The 7,371-nt window shown below is 62.3% G+C and carries 3 protein-coding genes; all 3 read left to right on the top strand.

The genetic code is table 11. The features are described from left to right. Window positions 1–288: 288 nt before the first annotated feature. The 3 genes from IU476_RS12910 to IU476_RS12900 are packed head-to-tail and all read left to right on the top strand — an operon-like array spanning window position 289 to window position 7,334. Window positions 289–1,404, top strand: coding sequence for a pPIWI_RE_Y domain-containing protein (locus tag IU476_RS12910; protein ID WP_195099767.1), 1,116 nt, complete (start codon window positions 289–291; stop codon window positions 1,402–1,404). Continuing rightward, complete coding sequence (locus IU476_RS12905; RefSeq protein WP_195099765.1) at window positions 1,397–4,696, top strand: pPIWI_RE_Z domain-containing protein; 3,300 nt, start codon at window positions 1,397–1,399, stop codon at window positions 4,694–4,696. The genes IU476_RS12910 and IU476_RS12905 overlap by 8 nt, the downstream gene beginning before the upstream one ends. After that, window positions 4,680–7,334, top strand: coding sequence for a pPIWI_RE module domain-containing protein (locus IU476_RS12900; protein ID WP_195099763.1), 2,655 nt, complete (start codon window positions 4,680–4,682; stop codon window positions 7,332–7,334). The genes IU476_RS12905 and IU476_RS12900 overlap by 17 nt, the downstream gene beginning before the upstream one ends. The last annotated feature ends 37 nt before the right edge of the window (window positions 7,335–7,371 follow it).

The raw sequence follows: 7,371 nt of genomic DNA, 5'->3' as shown, positions 1-7,371 counted from the left end.
AGCTCCCACTGCTTGTCCGTCAGCACCTGGTACCGATCACCGGTCAGTGTCGCCACGGCGACCATAATGCATGACCGGCCCGCTGTTCGGGCTGGTCATGCAAAATCTATTGGGAGACAGGCCCTAGTCAGCCTGGCAGCTTCCCGCAGCGCGTGTTCCGATCAGACTCGATACAACCCGCCTTACAACAGCTAGACTTCGGAGACTTCGTCGGGTGCGTTTCAGTTGAAGTCTGTTGTGTCGGAATAGGTCTCAACTATCTATCAACATTCAACTCCTGGGGGTCTCGTGATTGACGATCTAAGTGATGAAGGTTTGCTCTACTTGCTGGCGTCGGGTGTTACTGCTGCACACAAGCAGATCTCGGCCGGCGCGACGCTCAAGGTGCCGTATCCCTTTGCACTGCAACGCGCTCTCGATCAATTGACTCTGCGGTGCATGATGGCTGAAGCGGAATCGCGCTCCGAAGGTAAATCCTCATGGGCTCCTGCCGGAGTACCCGAACTCCTGCGTTGGTGCGAACACCCGTTGGGTCAGTGGCCGGTGACGATCGGCGGTAAGGATGTCGCTGGCGATGTGCTGCTGGATCTGGGTGTCCCTACACGGATGTGCCATGAGTGGGCATTGTCGACGAGCGACGTCGAGGGCGAGGTGTTCGAGAACAGCATCGTCGCCGATGTGCGGCGCAAGTGCCGGGCCGCGGGACGGCAAGACTCGTATGTCGCTTTCCGGCGGCTGGTGATCAGCACCCCGGTCCTCACTGAACTCAAGTTGCAGGAACTGCTCATGTCGTCGGAGTTACGGATTCTCGCTGAAGCGGTAAAGGAGTGCTACCCAACCGCCCCCGCCGAGTGCCGGTTCGGCGACCGGGTCGTTCCATGCGCGGACTGCGGCAACCTGCTCGTGCGATTCCGTGATGATGTGTGGTGCGTCAACGACCGGTGCACAAGACGACACGCTCCTCGCGAAGGAGAGGCTCTGCCGCTCGCTCAGGGAGTGCGCTGGCTCGCGGCGCCCATCCGTACCTTCATCGCCGCGCCCGGTCGCGCCGAGTTGAGACTCGAACAAGACTTGACCGCACTGGGTGTCAAGGTCGAGCTATGGCCGCGCTTCGACACCTACGACCTGATGATCGAATTCCCTGACGAGCATGTCTGGGCGGTCGACGTGAAGGACTGGTCTAACCCAGTCCAACTGGCGAAACGGTTGGGCCCCATACCTTCTGATCCGACCTGGAATCGAGCGTTCTACGTTCCGTCCCGCGAAGCTGTCGCGGCAACACCTGGCTACCTGAAGACGCTTCGCGAACGTTCACGGACGGGTTTGCGGCGTACGGGCGTGACGATCGTGTCCGAACGCGGATTGGTGCACATGGCGAAGGAGAGGCTGGCGACCGATGCGTGACCGGACTGCATGGCGAGCGACCCTGATGCGGCAATTCCAGGGGCTTTGGGACAAAGACGAGCAGGGGATGGAACTCGGGGCCTTTCTCGATGTGGAATTGGGCATCACCCTGGTTCAGCGGGTGTGCCCGAACGAGCCGGTTACTGCCGCGCATGAACTCCTAACCGGTTATCCTTTGCTCGAAGCGCTCGGGACACGGACCGATGAGGTGACGGCGAGCCGTATCGCGGTGGCCCGGCACCTGTTGGGGCCGCTGCGCACTCGCCGGGATTGGGAAACCGGAATCCGGTCGTACCGGTCGGTTGCGGAAGATCTCCGTGGCTATCGGATCGACAGCGACGGCCATGCGAGCGTGCGGTCGGTTAGCATCGCCGACCGCCGCTTCTCCGACTACGACAAAGCCCTGGATTCTCCGCCGGGACTGAGTCGGCAAACGATGCGGACCGCACCCGCCGGCCAGTACGTGACATTCTCGCGAGCACGCCCTGTCTCGGTGGAGATTCCCGAGTCGCTCGCGTTGCTGCCGAAGCCTTCCGGCCATCAACTGGCCGCGCGAACAGATCGGAAGCCCCTGACCTTCACGTGGGAGGAACTCGCCGCAACTGCCGCGATGCTCGACCGACGGGAAGAGGACGCCAAGCTCGCTGATCGAGGGAACTGGGCTCGACTGTTCGCTCGTCTTCGGCTGCGAGTGCGTGAGCACGACGAATTCGCTGACTCCCAGCATCTGACTATCGGAGGGATCCTGCATCTGATCGGCATGGTCGGTGCGGGCAAGAGCACACTGATGAAGCTTCTGGCCGTGTGCGCTGCCGAACGCAAGCTGCGTGTGACACTGGTCGAAGGTGACGTGTTGTCCTGTCTGCGGACATCGGCCTGGCTTGACTCGGTGCGGGTATCGGCGGCACCGATTGTCGGCGCTTCGGCACAACATCGACACATCAACAGGATGCACCAGGTACATGCCGCCACCGCTGCGGACGGGATGGCGCTGACCGGGTTCCCGCACGCTGCGGATCTGCTGTCCACCGCCTGCGGCCTTGACGCGCTGCGTCCGACTACCACGCCGTGGGAATTTCAGGACGCGCCATGCCGCGACAAACTCACCGAGCCCGGCGAAGGCGATGCCGCCAAACGTTTCGGCTGCCCGATCTGGGGAAAGTGTCAACGGCACAGCACCAGCCGCGCAGCCGTCGACGCCTTGGTATGGGTCGCCACTCCCGCGAGTCTGGTATTCAGCCGAGTTCCGCAGGAACTCAACCGTGAACAGCTGCGATACCTCGAATTGGTTTGGCGGCGTAGCGATCTCGTGATCATCGACGAAGCCGACCGGGTGCAGGCACACCTCGACGAGATGTTCAGTCCGGACCAAACCCTGATCGGGCACGACGACGCGTGGCTCGAAAGGGTGATGGACCACACTGAACGCGAGCTTCGTGTCCACGGTCGGGCGCAGTTCGGGGACCGAAAGGTACGGGAGTGGGTGACGACGGTCAACACTGCTCGCACAATTGCGAACCGGCTCTACGCGTTGCTCCGCCGCGACCCGCTACCCCGCGGCTCCAGCACGATGTTGAAATGGATCGGCAGAGACTGCTTCACCGAATGGACGCTGGCGGACAAACTGGTTCGCACATGGACAGGCGCCGACGACGTCCCGGACGCGAACAACGAGGCGTATACGACGGTGCGCACCGCCCTTGACCAATTCCTCCCGGACCCGTTGGGGCAGCGTGGGCGTGCGCAATCCACACTGTCGGTCGAGCTCGTCGAACTCGCCAGAGCCCTCGTGAATCTCGCCGACGAGGAGGAATGCACTCGCCTCGCTACTCAATGGTTGCGCAATGCGACACTCCCCCGGCCGGTAGCGGAGGCGGAGGTTAGCGAAATGGCTTTGCGGCTCGAGTTCACCATGCTGTTGGCGGTGCTGTCCAACACGCTGAATTCCCTCTTGCGCGGTTGGCGAGCGGTCGACACGTCACTGAACTTCGATGCTGTCGGAGGTCTGACATTCCAACGGCCGCCCGAGGACTACACGCCGGTCGTGCCTGCGCCGCCCATGGGCGCAATTCTGGGCTACCAGTACCAGCGCGATTCCGAACATCAGGATCGTATGGGCACATTGCGCTTCTTCCGATGCGCTGGCGTGGGCCGATGGATCCTGCTCAACCTGCACCGACTATTCTCCGCTGACAGTTCCACCGGCCCAGCGGTGTTGCTGATGTCGGGAACGAGCTGGGCCGGTACGTCGCCGCGATACGACATCCAGCACCCGGTTGGCGCCATACTGCAAGCCCCACCGGAGGAACTCTGCGCGGTGGACGAGAGCAAATTTTTCCTCGACTTCGTCAGAGACGAACATGGCAATGCGATCTCGGTATCGGGCCTGCGCGGACTGCAACGACGTCTTGCCTTGCAGCGCATCCTTCGCGAGTTGGCCAGCCAGCAACGGCCGGGCGATCCGAGCCGGCTCGAGAAGGAGCTCGCCACGTTGCCACCGGAACGTCGACGTATCCTGCTTCTCGTCGGAAGCTACCGGGAGGCCGAACAAGTCGCCCAGGACCTGACCGACATCCGCAGCGATTGGCGTGGGCGAGTGCTTCACCTGGTGGCAGACCAGACCGAGTTCACGGGCTACTGGACACCTACCCTGCGGCGTGGAGACGTCTCGCGCCTCGCCGACACCGAGGCTACTTTTCTCGTCGCCCCGCTGCTGGCCATCGAACGTGGTCACAACATCTTGAACCCGGCCGGGAAGGCTGCAATCGGCTCCGCCTACTTCCTTGTCCGGCCGCATCCGCGACCCGACGACATCACATACCCCGTGCAGTCGATGAATCGCTGGGCAATCGAACAAATTGCAGAGCTGAAATCCGCCCGCCACCCCTACAGCACGTCCGACCTGCACGGGCTGGCACGAGAACTGCGCGCCGTCGGATACCGGCTCTGGCAAAGCAAATTGACGATGCCACTCGTCTACGGCTCACTCGATCTCGCGACCGACCGGCCAGCGTTGGCGTGGACCCAGCTCGTTACGATCTGGCAGGTAATCGGACGACTCGTCCGCGGCGGTTGCGCAGCCCGGGTCCACTTCTGCGACGCCAAATTCGCCCCCGATCCACAAGACCCGCGCGCCAGCCTGCTTGTGGGCATGCACCGTGCACTCGACCAGTACCTCGGCACCGATGCCGCATGCACTCCGGCCGACCGCGAACTCGCCGAGTCCTTGTACGGACCATTCCATCGTGCTCTCGCACGCATACCAGGAGTCACCAATGCCGAAATACACTGAGCTGCAACACACCGCGTTCGTGATCCGTCCGCGGTCATTCCGCGAGCTGACTAGCAACTTCCATTCGATTCGCTTCCCACGCAGCTGGATCGAACCCATCACTGATCTCATGCAGTCCAGCGACTCGCGCCGGAAATCAGTTCCCATCGCTTCGCTCAACCGCGCCATGCTCGCTCTCGTACCCGACATCGCCGCGATCGGGCGGGGTGTCGGGCGCCTCGACTATGCCGGGGACTGGATATACAGCACCGCACCCACCTGCGAGCGAAGCCTCGAACTGATCATGCGCGCCTGGATGCAGACCGTCGTCTCGCCGAAACATGCCGACGAGGCGAGTCAACTATGGGAAAGCCTGCCGAAACACGACATCAAATGGCAAACGGCGCACCTTGGTGTGATCGATCACCTCGAACACCACCAGATCGCGGCGGACACACCTGCTGCGACCGAACATATCGCCGCAACACCAAAAGTGCTTCGCCACCTCATTCCGGAATCCCTCGCCGCACAACTGCTCCTGCGCAGCGACCGGCCAGACGGGTTTCCGGTGGGCTTCCGCCGCTGTCCCACCAGCGATGCGGGAAGCGTCGAGTTGATCAGCTGGCCCCCACAAGAAGACGTCGACAGGCGCAACCAACGGTGGCCGTACTCCCACCGGATCCGGCTTAGCCTGCAGTACGTCCCTTTTCAACCCGATCCGAGAGTGCACATCAGCGTCGGCATCCGCCGATGGTGCCCCCGCACCCCGAAGACCAACGGCGACAGCGTGAATGCCTACATCCTGTCGAAAGTTCCCTGGATAGAGGGGCTTCCGCAATCACGCAGTTTCCGCATCGCCCCGACACGTTGGCGGAAGAGTCCCGGTGGTGACGGCTTCGGATGGCATCGAGAACTTCACCACCTCTTCGACAACATCACCTTCGACAACATCCCGATCGACCCATACAAGCTCGGCGCCGATCCATTGACCTACCTCAATGCTAACGATGACGACCTGGCCGCAGCCCTCGTCTACAGCACACGCGCCGGCTACGACCACCACATCGGACCGGGCGCTACCGCACGAGACCGCGACCGGATCCGAGACTGGATTGCCGACGTGCTAGGCGACATCATCACACCGGTCCCCGCGCTCCAGCCCGTGCCGATCACGCTGCCCGCCATCTCCGATCCCGACCCAGCGGAAGTACGCCAACGGATCGCGAAAGCAACGAACGGACAGCCACTGACAGTCGAGATCCACTGGGATACTGCATCCATACGAGAGGCTGCACTAAAAGCTATAGCCGACGACCTCGGACTGGAATCAATATCGGACCACGAAACGCCGCAAATGAACTGGGCCACCGAGGAACTCACCGTCGAGATTCGTACCCGGGAAATCGGCTCCCTAGCTGCACCTTTGGAGGTCGACACATCGATTCGTGACACCGCAACTCGCAATCGAAGAGCCGCGCAACCGCGAGAACAAGCAGTGTCTGACCAGCTCGGCAGCACTCCCAGCGCGCTGGCCTTCATCGAGCTCCGGAACCGCGACGGCTTCAAGCAGCCAGGCAGTGATCCCAAAGCCGCCCTACGGGTCGGATTCGCACGCTCAGGTCGGCTGACCCAGTTCATGACCCCAGAGAAAGTCCCGCCGAACGACGAAAAAGCGTTGGAGAAATACCACAAAGCTCTCGACGCGAAGGCCAAGCTCTCATGGCGAGATCTTCGCCGGCAACTCGTAGGAAGCCTCCGCCCCGTCCGCTCCGCGGTAAACAAGATGGCCTTGCCGCACCCCATGGACACCGTTGCGATCTACATGCTCCGCCGCAACGCCACCGATCACACCTGGGGACGACGCCAGCAACTCCCGGTCGCGATCTGGACCAGCTCGGACAACCCTGCTGTATGGGGCCGCACCCTCGGCGGCCCATGGGAACTCTACCCGGACCTGCTCCGCAGACTCGCAACAGGCAGCGCCTTCCGCATACCCGAAGTCGACGAGAAACAGGTGCAACGATTCGTCCTCGACGAAGTCATCGCTACCCTGAACACCGACCGACCGACATTGCTGCTGACCTGGTCCCAGAACCTTCGCCTGGACTGGCAGAACCTACAGATCAGCAAGACACTGATCGACCACCTCGTAGTCGGCGATACCGCCGCCGAGCACCTGGCGCCCCAGCTGCGCCACGTCATGCTCCGGACCAGCCATGGTGACGAAACCCCAGAAGTGTATGGAGAGATAGGCGACGTTGTCGGCCTGCCGTCGGGCCTCTTTCGCTACCCAGGCTCGAGCCGCGTCTTCGCCAGCATCGCGCCGAAACCTGGCACGGCTAAGACTCTCGCCCGCCCTATGGGGACAAGAGCCGACGACATCCTCGACCCAGAAGGGCGATCGCTGCTCGACACTAGACGTTCTGCATTCAACCCTCAATGTGTCGAGTTGACAGTTCTGCGCCAACACCCTGACGACGACCCGACCGTATGGGCCGCCGCCGCGCATGCACAGCGACGACTCGCGGACACCTACGGCGACACTCTGCTACTTCCGTGGCCACTTCACTTGGCGAAGAAGGCGACAGAGTATGCCATTCCAGACCTCGCAGAAGAGACCTCCACTGACGAGATCGACACCTCGGAAACCACGGAATAAGATCAAGCCGCCGAGCCCGCCGTCCCCGCTCAGCCGA

Origin of the sequence: Nocardia blacklockiae (assembly GCF_015477355.1) — a bacterium.
Taxonomy (GTDB): domain Bacteria; phylum Actinomycetota; class Actinomycetes; order Mycobacteriales; family Mycobacteriaceae; genus Nocardia; species Nocardia blacklockiae.
The sequence above is the reverse complement of the archived record's forward strand: the minus strand, read 5'-3'. Positions and strand labels throughout refer to the sequence as shown.

Bases quoted from the DNA above. Each gene is read 5' to 3' on its own strand.
- IU476_RS12905 (WP_195099765.1), top strand. From the start codon at position 1,397: ATGCGTGACCGGACTGCATGGCGAGCGACCCTGATGCGGCAATTCCAG.
- IU476_RS12900 (WP_195099763.1), top strand. From the start codon at position 4,680: ATGCCGAAATACACTGAGCTGCAACACACCGCGTTCGTGATCCGTCCG.